Raw genomic sequence first — 14,257 nt, forward strand, 5'->3', positions numbered from 1 at the left:
CGACAGCGGACACGTGTGCCCACAGCTTCACCCGTTCGTGTCGCCCTTGGCGCGGACCGGAACTGACGCACGCTCATGGGCAACCGCCACCTGGGCGTACGTCAGTTCTGCGCGGGTACCGAGGAGCCGCCGGGGCCGGCGCCCGGCTCCAGGGCGTCGAGAGCGCGCCGCAACCCGGTGAGCTTGCGCTCCAGATGGGCCGCCGTGGCCACCGCGGCCGCGTCCGCGGAGTCGTCGTCCAGCTGCTTGGACAGGGCCTCGGCCTGCTCCTCCACGGCCGCGAGCCGCGCGGACAGCTCGGCGAGCAGCCCTGCGGACTCCTTGCCGCCGACCGCGCCCTTGCCGCCGCCCTCCAACTACAGCCGCAGCAGCGCCGCCTGCTCGCGCAGCTGGCAGTTCTTCATGTACAGCTCGACGAACACCGAGACCTTGGCGCGCAGCACCCACGGGTCGAAAGGCTTGGAGATGTAGTCGACCGCGCCCGCCGCATAGCCCCGGAAGGTGTGGTGCGGCCCGTGGTTGATCGCCGTGAGGAAGATGATCGGGATGTCCCGGGTCCGCTCGCGCCGCTTGATGTGCGCGGCGGTCTCGAACCCGTCCATGCCCGGCATCTGGACGTCCAGCAGAATGACCGCGAAATCGTCCGTGAGCAGTGCCTTGAGCGCTTCCTCCCCGGACGATGCCCGCACCAGCGTCTGATCGAGCGCCGAGAGGATCGCCTCCAGCGCCAGCAGATTCTCCGGCCGGTCATCGACCAGGAGGATCTTGGCCTTCTGCACCATGGCCCGCCCTCCTCGCCCCGGCGGTACACCGGGCGCCGCCCCAGGGGACGACTCCCTTTCGCCGCCCGTCCTTGTGCCGGTCATCGTAGCCGCACCCCGCCTGTCGCCACACCCTGTCACCGCGATGTCACTGTGCACATACCGGAAACGCGGCGGGAGCCGGGATGGTTCCCGGAATCCCGCATTCCCATATGCACGCAGGCCACCCTAAGCCGTACGTTCGCCATCACCTCAAGTGGGCAACTCCGGACCCACGCCAAGGGTTCCCGGGTGTTCACATCCCGGTGGCCGGATCTCGTCACTTCCCACCCATCCACTGCTGCATCACGGCCAGCAGATGATCCGGGTCGACCGGCTTGGTCACGTAGTCCGAGGCACCCGACTCGATCGCCTTCTCCCGGTCGCCCTTCATCGCCTTCGCGGTCAGCGCGATGATCGGGAGCCCGGCGAACTGCGGCATCCTGCGGATCGCCGTGGTCGTCGCGTAGCCGTCCATCTCGGGCATCATGATGTCCATCAGCACGACCGCCACGTCGTCGTGCTGCTCCAGCACCTCGATGCCCTCGCGCCCGTTCTCGGCGTACAGCACCGACAGGCCGTGCTGCTCCAGGACGCTGGTCAGGGCGAACACGTTCCGGATGTCGTCGTCGACGATCAGCACCTTCTCGCCGCCGAACCGCACTCCGCGCGCGGCGTGCGGCGCGCTGTCCTGCTCGGGCAGCGCCGCCCAGGGCTCGGACCGCTCCTCGCCCTGCGGCAGGCCCCGGCGCCGGCGCCGGAAGAGCGCCGCCGGCCCGTTCTGCGTCTCCCGGTACGACTTCACCTCGGCCGGGGTCTCGATCTCCACGGCGGACAGCTCCGAGGACTTCTCCGCCTCGGAGGCGGCGACCAGGTCCCCGGCCTCCAGTGGACGCACGGACTGCTGGTAGCCCTGCGGGGGCAGCTCGCTCGGGTGCAGCGGCAGGTACAGCGTGAACGTGGAGCCGCGGCCCGGCTCGCTCTGCGCGTGGATCTCGCCGCCGAGCAGCTGCGCGATCTCCCGGGAGATCGACAGGCCGAGGCCGGTGCCGCCGTACTTGCGGCTGGTCGTGCCGTCCGCCTGCTTGAACGCCTCGAAGATCACCCGCATCTTGCTGGCCGCGATGCCGATGCCGGTGTCGGTCACCGAGAACGCGATCAGCGGCGCGTCCGGATCGGTCAGCGAGCCGGCCTCCAGCAGCTGCTCCCGGATGCCCATCGGCACGTCCGCGCCGGCCGGCCTGATCACCAGCTCCACCGATCCCGAATCGGTGAACTTCACCGCGTTCGACAGCAGGTTGCGCAGCACCTGCAGCAGCCTCTGCTCGTCGGTGTGCAGCGTCGCGGGCAGCTCCGGTGAGACCCGTACGGACAGGTCCAGGCCCTTCTCCGCGGTCAGCGGGCGGAAGGTGGCCTCCACGTAGTCCACGAGCTGGACCAGGGCGATACGTGTCGGGGAGACGTCCATCTTGCCGGCCTCGACCTTCGACAGGTCGAGGATGTCGTTGATCAGCTGGAGCAGGTCGGAGCCGGCGCCGTGGATGGTCTCGGCGAACTCCACCTGCTTGGGCGAGAGGTTGCCCTCGGCGTTGTCCGCGAGCAACTTGGCCAGAATCAGCAGCGAGTTGAGCGGCGTACGCAGCTCGTGCGACATGTTGGCCAGGAACTCGCTCTTGTAGCGCATCGACACCGCGAGCTGCTCGGCGCGCTCCTCCAGGACCTGCCGGGCCTCCTCGATCTCGGTGTTCTTCACCTCGATGTCCCGGTTCTGCCGGGCCAGCAGCTCGGCCTTCTCCTCCAGTTCGGCGTTGGAGGCCTGCAGCGCCTTCTGCCGGTTCTCCAACTCCGCCGAGCGCTCCCGGAGTTGCTCGGTCAGCTCCTGCGACTGCTTCAGCAGCTGCTCGGTCTTGGTGTTGACCGAGATGGTGTTGACGCTCGTGGCGATCATCTCGGCGATCTGGTTGAGGAAGTCCTTCTGGATCTGCGTGAACGGCGTGAAGGAGGCCAGCTCGATCACACCGAGCACCGTGCCCTCGAACAGCACCGGCAGCACGATCACCTGCGCCGGCGGGGCCTCGCCGAGCCCGGAGGAGATCTTCAGATAGCCGCTGGGCGCGTTCTCCACCAGGATCGTGCGCTTCTCCTCGGCGGCCGTGCCGACCAGCGCCTCACCGGGCCGGAACGACGTCGGCATGGAGCCCATCGAGTAGCCGTACGAGCCCAGCATCCGCAGCTCGTAGTTGTCCTCTCCGTCGCCGCCGTCCTTGCCCTCCTCCATCAGCGGCATCGCCACGAAGAACGCGCCGTGCTGCGCGGACACCACCGGCGTCAGCTCGCTCATGATCAGCGAGGCCACGTCCTCCAGGTCGCGGCGGCCCTGCATGAGGCCGGAGATGCGGGCCAGGTTGCCCTTGAGCCAGTCCTGCTCCTTGTTGGCGATCGTGGTGTCGCGCAGGTTGGCGATCATCTTGTTGATGTAGTCCTGCAGTTCCTGGATCTCGCCGGACGCGTCGACGTCGATCTTCAGGTTCAGGTCGCCGCGAGTCACCGCGGTCGCCACGCGCGCGATGGCACGCACCTGCCGGGTCAGGTTCCCGGCCATCTCGTTCACCGACTCGGTCAGGTCCCGCCAGGTGCCGTCGACGTCACGCACGCGTGCCTGGCCGCCGAGCTGTCCTTCCGTGCCCACCTCGCGGGCCACGCGCGTGACCTCCTCGGCGAAACTGGACAGCTGATCAACCATGGTGTTGATCGTCGTCTTCAGCTCCAGGATCTCGCCGCGCGCGTCAATGTCGATCTTCTTCGTCAGGTCACCCTTGGCGATCGCCGTGGTGACCATGGCGATGTTCCGCACCTGACCGGTCAGGTTGGACGCCATCTGGTTCACGGACTCGGTGAGGTCCTTCCAGGTGCCGGCCACACCCGGTACGTGCGCCTGGCCGCCCAGGATGCCGTCCGTGCCCACCTCACGGGCCACCTTGGTGACCTGGTCCGCGAACGAACTCAGCGTCTTGACCATGATGTTGATGGTGTCGGCGAGCTGCGCCACCTCACCGCGCGCCTCGATCGTCACCTGACGCGTCAGGTCGCCGTTGGCCACGGCCGAGGCGACCTGGGAGATGTTCCGCACCTGCATGGTCAGGTTGTTGGCCATCAGGTTGACGTTGTTGCTGAGGTCCTTCCAGATACCGGTGACGCCCGGCACGGTGGCCTGGCCGCCCAGGATGCCCTCGGTGCCCACCTCACGGGCCACCCGGGTCACCTGCTCGGCGAAGCTGGACAGCTGATCAACCATGGTGTTGACCGTCGTGACGAGCTCAAGGATCTCGCCCTTCGCGTCAACAGTGATCTTCTTCGACAGGTCGCCCTTGGCGACCGCGGTCGTGACCTCGGCGATGTTGCGCACCTGGATGGTCAGGTTGTTCGCCATGAAGTTCACGGACTGCGTGAGGTCCTTCCAGGTGCCGGAGACACCCTGCACCTCGGCCTGACCGCCGAGAATGCCCTCCGTACCCACCTCACGCGCCACTCGCGTGACCTCCTGGGCGAACGACGACAGCTGGTCCACCATCGTGTTCAGGGTGTTCTTCAGCTCCAGGATCTCGCCGCGCGCGTCCACGGTGATCTTCTGGGAGAGGTCACCGCGCGCCACGGCCGTCGCGACCTGCGCGATGTTGCGGACCTGGGCCGTCAGGTTGCCGGCCATGCCGTTCACGGAGTCGGTCAGGTCACGCCATACCCCGGCCACACCGGGCACCTGCGCCTGACCGCCCAGCCGGCCCTCCGTACCCACGTCCCGCGCCACCCGGGTCACCTGGTCGGCGAAGGCGGACAGCTGATCAACCATCGTGTTGATCGTGTTCTTCAGCTCAAGGATCTCGCCGCGCGCGTCAACGTCGATCTTCTGCGACAGGTCACCGCGCGCCACGGCCGTCGTCACCTGGGCGATCTGCCGCACCTGCGAGGTCAGGTTGCCGGCCATGAAGTTGACGGAATCCGTCAGCTCCTTCCAGGTGCCCGACACACCGTCCACCCGGGCCTGACCGCCCAGCCGGCCCTCCGTACCCACGTCCCGCGCCATCCGCGTGACCTGGTCGGCGAAGCTCGACAGCTGGTCCACCATCGTGTTCACGGTGTTCTTCAGCTTGAGCATCTCGCCGGAGACGTCGACCGTGACCTTCTGCGACAGATCGCCGTTGGCCACCGCCGTGGTCACCTGGGCGATGTTGCGCACCTGCCCGGTGAGGTTGCGGAACGCGGTGTTGACGGAGTCGGTCAGGTCTTTCCACGCACCGGCCGCACCGGGCACCTGCGCCTGGCCGCCCAGCTCACCCTCGACACCGATCTCCCGCGCGACCCGCGTCACCTCGGCACCGAACGCCGACAACTGGTCCACCATCCCGTTGACGGTGTTCTTCAGCTCCAGCATCTCGCCGGCCACGTCCACCGTGACCTTCTGCGACAGATCACCGTTGGCCACGGCTGTCGTCACCGTGGCGATGTCCCGCACCTGGGTGGTGAGGTTCCGGAAGACCGTGTTGACCGAGTCCGTCAGGTCCTTCCAGGTACCGGCGGCGCCCGGCACGTTCGCCTGTCCGCCCAGCCGGCCCTCCGCGCCGACCTCGTTCGCCACGCGCGTGACCTCGTCCGCGAAGATCCGCAGCGTCTCGGTCATCTGGTTGATCGTCTCGGCGAGCTGCGCCACCTCGCCGCGCGCCGGAACCGTCACCTTCTGCGACAGATCGCCATTGGCGACAGCGGTCGTGACCTGCGAGATCCCTCGCACCTGGGCGGTCAGGTTGCCCGCCATCGTGTTGACGGAGTCGGTGAGCTCCTTCCACACCCCGGCCACGCCCGGCACCTGCGCCTGACCGCCCAGGATGCCCTCGGTGCCCACCTCACGGGCGACCCGGGTCACCTCCACGGAGAAGGACGACAGCTGCTCCACCATCGTGTTGACGGTGTTCTTCAGCTCCAGCATCTCGCCGGCGACCTGCACGGTGACTTTGCGGGACAGGTCACCCCGGGCCACGGCCGTCGTCACCAGGGCGATGTCGCGCACCTGGGCGGTCAGCTGCCGCGCCATGGTGTTGACGGACTCGGTCAGGTCCTTCCACGAACCGGACATACCGCGCACCCGGGCCTGACCGCCGAGCTTGCCCTCGGTGCCGACCTCGCTGGCCACGCGCGTGACCTCGTCCGTGAACGTCGACAACTGGTCGACCAGGTTGTTGACGGTACGGCCGACCTTCAGGAACTCGCCCCGCAGCGGATGCCCGCTGCCGTCGTCCGGGGACTGCGTCCGCAGCTCCATCCGCGGTGACAGATCGCCCTCGGCGACCGCCGTGAGCACCCGGCCGACCTCCGACACGGGCCACACCAGATCGTCGACGAGCGCGTTGGAGGCGTCGATCGCGGACGCCCAGGAGCCCTCGCAGGCCCCCGTCTCCAGCCGCTCCGTGAGCTTTCCCTCACGGCCCACCATCCGCCGCACCCGGGACAGCTCCCCGGTCAGATGCAGGTTCCGGTCGGCCACCTCGTTGAAGACGGCCGCGATCTCCGACATCACACCGTCCCCGGAGACGGTGAGCCGCTTGCGGAAGTTCCCGTCGCGCATCGAGACGAGTGCCGCCAGCAGCCGGTTCAGGGCAGCCGTGTCCACGGTGGTGGTGTCACCGCGCCTGCCCAGGGACGGTCCGCCTTTCGCGCGCGTCTTCGTGCCACGCGTCGCCGCGCCAGACTCCACTGTGTCCCTCCCGGAGGGGTAGACCGTTACTGCTGTGCTCGGCCGCTTCGGGCCGGGGTGCCGCTGATCGGCATACCGGTTACGTCCGCGTACCCGTTACTGCTGCGTATTTCTGCCAGACGAGATCCGGCCACACCAGAGGCTGCTGCCCGCCGTACACGGAACACACGCAGGCTGACCCGACCTTCATCAGAAGCTTGCCCAGTGTTTCACCCCGGCCGAACCAGGCCATAACAGTTCGGCAGCTTCGCACATCGTCCGCACACCCTGGGGGGTAAACACCGGCGACCGGCATCCGCTCGGACGGCGAAGGTAAGTAACCTTGCATGCGGCTGTCCAGCCGCACCGGTCCGACCGGCCTGGGCGGTGGCACGAGCACGAGCGGGCATCGGAGGGGCGGCCGCAGACCATGACCACCGGAGTGATCCCGGGGGAACAGCCCCCGGAGCCACAGCCGACGGGCGAGCTGATGCCGCAGCAGCGGAGCGAGCCGGCCGGCCACGCAGCCCTGCACGTAGACAACCGGCCGAGGAGTTCTGTGATCACCGCGCGCGCGGCCGCCACCTTCGAGCCCGTCGGGCGATCGGTCGCGACCGCCCGGTCCTTCGTCCGCGACACCCTGCAGGGCTGGGGCTTCGCCGACATCGTCGACGACGCCGTGGTCCTCACCAGCGAGCTGGTGACGAACGCGGTCGTCCACGCGGGCACCCACGCGGACGTCCTGTGCCTGCGTACCGAGGACGGCGTGCGCATCGAGGTCTCCGACCGCTACCCCGAGCGCGAGGTCCCTCTCCAGGGCGCCGCGGCCACGATGGGCAGCCCCGACCGCGAGGGCGGCCGCGGCCTGCAGCTGTGCGCCGCCCTGGCCACCCGCTGGGGCGTCGACTACACGCCGACCCACAAGAACGTCTGGTTCCAGCTCAACCTCCCCGAACGCCCGGTCGGCACCCGCACGGCTGGGCCGTCCCTCCCGGCCGATCTGCTTCCGCTGGCCGACGGCCGGGTCCGCGTCGCCGTCCTCCAGGTCGACCGGAAGGGCACCGTCACCTCCTGGAACGAGGACGCCGAAGACCTGTTCGGCCACCCGGCCGCCGAGGTCATCGGCAGGCCGCTGACCGAACTGGCGGCCTGGCCGCACACCCCGGGCACCAGCACCGGCGTGGCCGAGGCCCTGCAGCTCTCCCGCTGGGAGGGCAGCTACGGCATCCGCGGCGCCGACGGCCGGGTGGTCTCGGTCTACGCCTCCCACCTCAGGGTCCGCGACACCGGCGGCGAGCCCTCCACCGTCTGCCTGCTGGTCCGCGAGGACGAGCGCGCCGTCCTGCAGAGCCCGCCGCGCGTCCCGGCCGGCGACCAGACCCAGTCGTCCGACGGCCAGAGCACCGACCCCTTCGAGGTCTTCATCGGCTCCCCCGCCCCGGACGACCTCGACGGCCTCCTGCAGCGCACGGTGGAGCGCGCCCGTGACATGCTCGACGGCGACTCCGCGTTCCTGCTGCTGGCCACCGACGACGAGACCGAACTGGAGGTCCGCGCCTCCACCGGCCTGCCCTCCGCCCGCCAGCGCTTCGCGCGCGTGCCGGTCGAGGCCGGCCCCGGCCGCTACGGCTCCGCACGCATGCCGGCCGTCCACGACGACCTCACGTCCGTGCCGGGCGCCGTACCGCTGCTCGCCGGCACCGGGATGCGCTCGGTCGTCACGGTCCCGCTGAAGGTCGAGGGCCGCCTCACCGGCTCGCTCGGCGTCGCGGCCGAGGCTCCCGGCCGGTACTCCAACGAGGAGGCGCTGCGCCTGCAGTTCGCCGCCGACCGCATTGCCCTGGCCGTCGAGTCGGCCCGTCTCGGCGAGCTGGAGCGGTTGCGCCGCGGCTCCCTGAGCTTCCTGGTCGAGGCCTCCGACCTGCTGGCCGGCACCCTGGACCGCGACCAGACGCTGGCCCTGATGGCCCAGATGACGGTCCCGACCCTGGCCACCTGGTGCGCCGTCTATACGATCGCCGACCAGGCCTCCGAGCCGTATCTGTCGTACGTGCTGCACGAGGACGAGGAACTCATCGACGGCATCAAGTCATTGTTGTCGAAGATCCCGCCGCCCGACCCGGTACCGACGCCCGGCGCCCGCGTCTGGACGGCCCCCGGCGAGGTCGCCCACAAGGCCGCCCTGCGCACCTCCATGCGCAGCCTCGGCCTGTCCGGCGGCCCCACGCACCGGCTCTCCTCCGGTATCGGCCCGACCCTCGCCACGGCCTCCGCGGTGGGCGGTGAGACGGTCGTGCTCCCGCTCGTCGCCCGCAACCGCGTCATCGGCATGCTGGTCCTCGGCAAGCCCACCGACGAACACTTCCGCCAGGAGATCCTGGAACTGGCCGAGGACCTGTCCCGCCGGGCCGCCCTCGCCCTGGACAACGCCCGTCTCTACTCGGAGCGCACGGCCATCAGCCAGGCCCTCCAGCGCAGCCTGCTGCCGCCCGGTACCCCGAACATCGAGGGTGTCGAGGTCGAGGTCATCTACCGCGCGGCCGGCGAGGGCAACGAGGTCGGCGGCGACTTCTACGACCTGTTCCCGATCGGCAACGGCGCCTACGGCTTCGCCATCGGCGACGTCTGCGGTACGGGCCCGAACGCGGCGGCGGTCACCGGCCTCGCCCGGCACGCCCTGCGCCTGCTGGCCCGCGAGGGCCTCTCCGGACCCGCGGTGCTGCAGCGCCTGAACTCCGCGATCCTCGACGAGGGCGACCGCAGCCGCTTCCTGACCCTCCTGTACGGCGAGATGCGCCCGCAGGAGGACGGCAGCGCCGAGCTGAAGGTGGTCTGCGCCGGCCACCCGCTGCCGCTGCGCCTGCGCCAGGACGGCACCGTGACACCGGCCGCCGAACCGCAGCCGCTGCTGGGCGTGATCGAGGACCTGGAACTGCACGAGGAGACGGTCACCCTCGACCCGGGCGACGTCCTGCTCTGCGTCACGGACGGCGTCACCGAACGCCGTGAGGGCACGCGCATGCTGGGTGACGACGGCCTCGCCGACGTGCTCACGACCTGCACGGGTCTCACCGCGGGGGCGGTCGCCGCACGCATCATGCGGGCGGTGGAGCGCTTCGCGTCGGACGCCCCGTCGGACGACATGGCGATCCTGGCCATGCGGGTCCCGGGAATCCACAAGGACGGATGAGAACGAGCGCATGAGAAAGGCCGCACCCGAAAGGGTGAGGCCTTTTTTCTGAGCCCCCAAACGGAATCGAACCGTTGACCTTCTCCTTACCATGGAGACGCTCTGCCGACTGAGCTATAGGGGCCTGTCGTTTTCGAGGTTTCCCTCGCGGCGACGAAGAAACTGTACCCCGAGCAGGCCCGAGTTCCCAAATTCGTTCGGTAGCTGCTCAGTAGGCGGGCTGCAGCAGTCCGCCGAGCGCGTTGCACGCGGACACGATCCGCTGCATCTCCCGCTTGGTGAGCGAGGCGTCCACGGGCAGCGCCAGCGTCTCGTCGGCGGCGAGCTCGGTCTCCGGCAGGGACACGCACCTACGGAACTCCGGCAGCCGGTGCACGGGCGTCTTGACCGGCACCCGGCACTCAACTCCCTTGGCCCGCAGAGCCATCGCGAAGGCGTCCCGGTCCGGCCGGCCGTTCCCCGGCACCCGCACCACGTACTGCTGGTAGGTGTGCCCGTCACCGCCGTCCGGCGTCCGTACGCCCTTGAGCTTGCCGTCGAGATAGGCGGCCCGCTCCCTGCGCTGCGCTATCTCGTCGTACGGCGCCTCCGACTCGCCCTGCTCCAGCACCAGCAGCTCGTGCCGCTGCCCGAGCGCGTGCAAGCGCCGCAGGTCGGCCCGCCGTCCGAAGCGGTGTACGACAACCACCGCGGCCGTACGCGGAGTTACGGCTGCCTCGACAGCGCCGGCGTCGAGGCAGTACGTGACCGGGTCTATGTCGGCGAACACGGGAAGCGCCCCGGCCAGGGTGACGGCCTCGGCGACTTCGACGTTCCCGAAGGCCGGTACGACGACCTCGTCACCCACACCAACGCCGGCGGCCCTGAGCATTGCAGCAGTTCCCATGTGCTGGATGCTGGGTGCGCGACGTGAACGACACGTTAAGGAAAACGTAAAAAGGTCGGACCCTGAACCGAAGTTCAGGGTCCGACCTTTTTGAAAGATTGTTCGGCGGCGTCCTACTCTCCCACAGGGTCCCCCCTGCAGTACCATCGGCGCTGTGAGGCTTAGCTTCCGGGTTCGGAATGTAACCGGGCGTTTCCCTCACGCTATGACCACCGAAACACTATGAAACTGTGAACGCCGCACCGCCCTGTCAGGCGGGGCTGTTCGTGGTTTCAGAACCAACACAGTGGACGCGAGCAACTGAGGACAAGCCCTCGGCCTATTAGTACCGGTCACCTCCACCAGTTACCTGGCTTCCAGATCCGGCCTATCAACCCAGTCGTCTACTGGGAGCCTTACCCCATCAAGTGGGTGGGAGTCCTCATCTCGAAGCAGGCTTCCCGCTTAGATGCTTTCAGCGGTTATCCCTCCCGAACGTAGCCAACCAGCCATGCCCTTGGCAGAACAACTGGCACACCAGAGGTTCGTCCGTCCCGGTCCTCTCGTACTAGGGACAGCCCTTCTCAAGACTCCTACGCGCACAGCGGATAGGGACCGAACTGTCTCACGACGTTCTAAACCCAGCTCGCGTACCGCTTTAATGGGCGAACAGCCCAACCCTTGGGACCGACTCCAGCCCCAGGATGCGACGAGCCGACATCGAGGTGCCAAACCATCCCGTCGATATGGACTCTTGGGGAAGATCAGCCTGTTATCCCCGGGGTACCTTTTATCCGTTGAGCGACGGCGCTTCCACAAGCCACCGCCGGATCACTAGTCCCGACTTTCGTCCCTGCTCGACCCGTCGGTCTCACAGTCAAGCTCCCTTGTGCACTTACACTCAACACCTGATTGCCAACCAGGCTGAGGGAACCTTTGGGCGCCTCCGTTACCCTTTAGGAGGCAACCGCCCCAGTTAAACTACCCATCAGACACTGTCCCTGATCCGGATCACGGACCCAGGTTAGACATCCAGCACGACCAGACTGGTATTTCAACGACGACTCCACACACACTGGCGTGCATGCTTCACAGTCTCCCAGCTATCCTACACAAGCCGAACCGAACACCAATATCAAACTGTAGTAAAGGTCCCGGGGTCTTTCCGTCCTGCTGCGCGAAACGAGCATCTTTACTCGTAGTGCAATTTCACCGGGCCTATGGTTGAGACAGTCGAGAAGTCGTTACGCCATTCGTGCAGGTCGGAACTTACCCGACAAGGAATTTCGCTACCTTAGGATGGTTATAGTTACCACCGCCGTTTACTGGCGCTTAAGTTCTCAGCTTCGCCCCACCGAAATGGAGCTAACCGGTCCCCTTAACGTTCCAGCACCGGGCAGGCGTCAGTCCGTATACATCGCCTTACGGCTTCGCACGGACCTGTGTTTTTAGTAAACAGTCGCTTCTCGCTGGTCTCTGCGGCCACCCCCAGCTCAGAGCGCGAAGCTCATCACCAGGACTGGCCCCCCTTCTCCCGAAGTTACGGGGGCATTTTGCCGAGTTCCTTAACCATAGTTCACCCGAACGCCTCGGTATTCTCTACCTGACCACCTGAGTCGGTTTAGGGTACGGGCCGCCATGAAACTCGCTAGAGGCTTTTCTCGACAGCATAGGATCATCCACTTCACCACAATCGGCTCGGCATCAGGTCTCAGACACATGCAGGGCGGATTTGCCTACCCTGCGTCCTACACCCTTACCCCGGGACAACCACCGCCCGGGATGGACTACCTTCCTGCGTCACCCCATCACTCACCTACTACCAGCTCGGGTCACCGGCTCCACCACTCCGACCTCGTCCGAAGACTCAGCCGGCGGCTTCACGGGCTTAGCATCACTGGATTCGATGTTTGACGCTTCACAGCGGGTACCGGAATATCAACCGGTTATCCATCGACTACGCCTGTCGGCCTCGCCTTAGGTCCCGACTTACCCTGGGCAGATCAGCTTGACCCAGGAACCCTTAGTCAATCGGCGCACACGTTTCTCACGTGTGAATCGCTACTCATGCCTGCATTCTCACTCGTCAACCGTCCACGACTACCTTCCAGTGCCGCTTCACCCGGCAGACGACGCTCCCCTACCCATCACAGCACCCGTTGGGGCTAAAGCTGCAATGACACGACTTCGGCGGTACGCTTGAGCCCCGCTACATTGTCGGCGCGGAATCACTAGACCAGTGAGCTATTACGCACTCTTTCAAGGGTGGCTGCTTCTAAGCCAACCTCCTGGTTGTCTGTGCGACTCCACATCCTTTCCCACTTAGCGTACGCTTAGGGGCCTTAGTCGATGCTCTGGGCTGTTTCCCTCTCGACCATGGAGCTTATCCCCCACAGTCTCACTGCCGCGCTCTCACTTACCGGCATTCGGAGTTTGGCTAAGGTCAGTAACCCGGTAGGGCCCATCGCCTATCCAGTGCTCTACCTCCGGCAAGAAACACACGACGCTGCACCTAAATGCATTTCGGGGAGAACCAGCTATCACGGAGTTTGATTGGCCTTTCACCCCTAACCACAGGTCATCCCCCAGGTTTTCAACCCTGGTGGGTTCGGTCCTCCACGAAGTCTTACCTCCGCTTCAACCTGCCCATGGCTAGATCACTCCGCTTCGGGTCTTGAGCGTGCTACTACAGCGCCCTATTCGGACTCGCTTTCGCTACGGCTTCCCCACCCGGGTTAACCTCGCAACACACCGCAAACTCGCAGGCTCATTCTTCAAAAGGCACGCAGTCACGAGATGCAGCAAGCTGCATCCGACGCTCCCACGGCTTGTAGGCACACGGTTTCAGGTACTATTTCACTCCCCTCCCGGGGTACTTTTCACCATTCCCTCACGGTACTATCCGCTATCGGTCACCAGGGAATATTTAGGCTTAGCGGGTGGTCCCGCCAGATTCACACGGGATTTCTCGGGCCCCGTGCTACTTGGGTGTCTCTCAAGCAAGCCGCTGACGTTTCGACTACGGGGGTCTTACCCTCTACGCCGGACCTTTCGCATGTCCTTCGCCTACATCAACGGTTTCTGACTCACCGACCAGCCGGCAGACTGATCAAGAGAGATCCCACAACCCCGTATACGCAACCCCTGCCGGGTCTCACACGCATACGGTTTGGCCTCATCCGGTTTCGCTCGCCACTACTCCCGGAATCACGGTTGTTTTCTCTTCCTGCGGGTACTGAGATGTTTCACTTCCCCGCGTTCCCTCCACACTGCCTATGTGTTCAGCAGCGGGTGACAGCCCATGACGACTGCCGGGTTTCCCCATTCGGAAACCCCCGGATCAAAGCCTGGTTGACGACTCCCCGGGGACTATCGCGGCCTCCCACGTCCTTCATCGGTTCCTGGTGCCAAGGCATCCACCGTGCGCCCTTAAAAACTTGGCCACAGATGCTCGCGTCCACTGTGCAGTTCTCAAACAACGACCAGCCACCCATCACCCCGAACCAACAGGCTCGAGTTCACTGGGGCCGGCGACTGAGGAAAAACCATTCCCTCAGACACCCAACAGCGTGCCCGGCCAGGCCCTGTCCGGAGATCGTGCGTTCCACGCTCTTGCGAGCAGTACTAGCAGCCCCCGACCCGAGGTCCTGATCGAGTAGTCAACGTTCCACCCATGA

The 14,257-nt window shown here is 66.5% G+C and carries 3 protein-coding genes, 1 tRNA gene, 2 rRNA genes and 1 pseudogene; 1 reads left to right on the forward strand and 6 read right to left on the reverse strand.

The features are described from left to right. Positions 1 to 101: 101 nt before the first annotated feature. Positions 102 to 782, reverse strand: a pseudogene (locus FB563_RS05235) (response regulator). Positions 783 to 1,080: 298 nt separating this feature from the next. After that, complete coding sequence (locus tag FB563_RS05240; protein ID WP_107100779.1) at positions 1,081 to 6,546, reverse strand: HAMP domain-containing protein; 5,466 nt, start codon at positions 6,544 to 6,546, stop codon at positions 1,081 to 1,083. Positions 6,547 to 6,955: 409 nt separating this feature from the next. On the opposite strand from FB563_RS05240, the gene FB563_RS05250 reads away from it, so the two are divergent. Next, positions 6,956 to 9,715 (forward strand): SpoIIE family protein phosphatase, encoded by a 2,760-nt coding sequence (locus tag FB563_RS05250; protein WP_055710022.1) that lies wholly within the window; start codon positions 6,956 to 6,958, stop codon positions 9,713 to 9,715. 51 nt (positions 9,716 to 9,766) lie between these two features. On the opposite strand, the gene FB563_RS05255 is transcribed toward FB563_RS05250, so the two are convergent. The 4 genes from FB563_RS05255 to FB563_RS05270 form a co-directional block, all read right to left on the reverse strand. Next, positions 9,767 to 9,839, reverse strand: a tRNA-Thr gene (locus FB563_RS05255). An 84-nt stretch (positions 9,840 to 9,923) separates the two neighbouring features. Further along, positions 9,924 to 10,586 carry a DegT/DnrJ/EryC1/StrS family aminotransferase gene (locus FB563_RS05260; protein WP_055710023.1) on the reverse strand — a complete coding sequence of 221 codons (663 nt, stop codon included), beginning with the start codon at positions 10,584 to 10,586 and terminating at the stop codon, positions 9,924 to 9,926. Positions 10,587 to 10,701: 115 nt separating this feature from the next. Next, positions 10,702 to 10,818, reverse strand: a 5S ribosomal RNA gene (gene rrf, locus FB563_RS05265). An 85-nt stretch (positions 10,819 to 10,903) separates the two neighbouring features. Beyond that, positions 10,904 to 14,023: ribosomal RNA gene (locus tag FB563_RS05270) — 23S ribosomal RNA — on the reverse strand. Positions 14,024 to 14,257 lie beyond the last annotated feature (234 nt).

Origin of the sequence: Streptomyces puniciscabiei (genome assembly GCF_006715785.1) — a bacterium.
Classification (GTDB): Bacteria; Actinomycetota; Actinomycetes; order Streptomycetales; family Streptomycetaceae; genus Streptomyces; species Streptomyces puniciscabiei.

Bases quoted from the DNA above. Each gene is read 5' to 3' on its own strand.
- FB563_RS05250 (WP_055710022.1), top strand. From the start codon at position 6,956: ATGACCACCGGAGTGATCCCGGGGGAACAGCCCCCGGAGCCACAGCCG.
- FB563_RS05260 (WP_055710023.1), bottom strand. From the start codon at position 10,586: ATGCTCAGGGCCGCCGGCGTTGGTGTGGGTGACGAGGTCGTCGTACCG.